This window comes from Prevotella sp. C561 (genome assembly GCF_000224595.1).
Classification (GTDB): domain Bacteria; phylum Bacteroidota; class Bacteroidia; order Bacteroidales; family Bacteroidaceae; genus Prevotella; species Prevotella jejuni.
This window is the reverse complement of the sequence record NZ_JH114165.1, coordinates 11,978-12,946: the sequence shown is the minus strand read 5'-3', so window position 1 is coordinate 12,946 and position 969 is coordinate 11,978. Positions and strand designations below refer to the sequence as shown.

The following is a 969-nucleotide window of genomic DNA, read 5'->3' as shown; positions in this document are numbered from 1 at the left end:
CAACAATATCTTCACACTAGGTTGTATTATACTTGCAGCCAAAGGTTTGATAAGTCTTGACGTTGAATATATTGACGGCACAAAGATAGAATCGAAAGCCAACAAGTATACCTTCGTTTGGAAGAGAACCGTGGAAAAGAACCGCGCCAAGTTGCAGGAACAAATACGCACACTCTTGCTTCAGGTTGATGATGTCATAGCGCAGGACAATGCCGCTAAAACAGAAGGTGTCGAGTTTACTGCAGCTCTGCTCGATGAAATATCCGAGGAATTGAACAAGTCTTTGGAATCAGCCCCTGAGCCTAAGACAAAGGAAGAGAAGCAGGCTGTTAGAACCAAGAAAAAACAGCTTAAAGAGCTTGAGAAGAAACGTAATAAACTCCAGGAGTATGACCAACACCTTGAGGTTATGGGAGAGAGAAACTCCTACAGCAAGACCGATCCTGATGCCACGTTTATGCACATGAAGGAGGACGCTATGCGGAACGGACAGACTAAGCCTGGATATAATCTGCAGATAGCAACGGAGAACCAGTTCATCACCGACTTTGCACTCTATGCCAATCGTACAGATACACTCACACTACCTTCTTTCTTGGAGTCTTTCAAATCACGCTATCATCGTTATGCCAAGACTGTCGTAGCCGATTCAGGGTATGGCTCCGAGGAGAACTATCTGTTCATGGACATACATAATATGGAAGCCTATGTGAAGTATAACTACTTCCATAAAGAGCAGCGCCCACGCTACACACCTAACCCATTCAGTCCCGCAAGCCTTTATTATAATAAGGAACAGGATTTCTACGTCTGCCCTATGGGACAGCATATGAAGCGTATAGGTATGAAGCGTTCCCTAACCTCTAATGGATTCGTTACTTACAGCGTACGTTATCAGGCAGAACGCTGTGATGGTTGTCCGTTGAGAGGCTCATGTTTTAAGGCAAGAGGAAACAGAATTATAGAAGT

General features: G+C 44.3%; 1 protein-coding gene. It reads left to right on the top strand.

Features of this window, described 5'->3' with window-relative positions; genetic code table 11:
- Positions 1 to 969, top strand: a 969-nt coding sequence (locus HMPREF0666_RS15560; RefSeq protein ID WP_009013347.1) for a transposase, incomplete at both ends; no start/stop codon positions are given.